Here is a 295-nt window from a genome sequence, read left to right as displayed (position 1 = left end):
GCCGAAGGTGGGGTAGATGATTGGGGTGAAGTCGTAACAAGGTAGCCGTATCGGAAGGTGCGGCTGGATCACCTCCTTTCTATGGAGAATCGTTTCCGGAGAGCGGAAACATTCAAATATGAAGCGTTAGCTTCAAAAACTACTCACTCGTTGCTCAGTTTTGAGAGTTCAAACTCTCAAAAAAAGCTGGTTGTTTACAGCTTTGCACCTTGAAAACTGGATACCGAAACGAAATTGCGTTTTAGAATATTCCTTTAAGCTGATCTTGTGTAAACAAGTGAAATAAAGGTAGCAG

The 295-nt window shown here is 42.7% G+C and carries 1 rRNA gene; it reads left to right on the top strand.

Annotated elements, in window-relative coordinates:
* A 16S ribosomal RNA gene (locus tag WA407_RS26425) occupies window positions 1-79 on the top strand; the annotation flags it as partial.
* Between the last annotated feature and the right edge of the window lie 216 nt (window positions 80-295).

This window comes from Paenibacillus sp. 203, assembly GCF_037027525.1.
GTDB lineage: Bacteria > Bacillota > Bacilli > Paenibacillales > Paenibacillaceae > Paenibacillus > Paenibacillus polymyxa_B.
The sequence above is the reverse complement of the archived record's forward strand: the minus strand, read 5'-3'. Positions and strand labels throughout refer to the sequence as shown.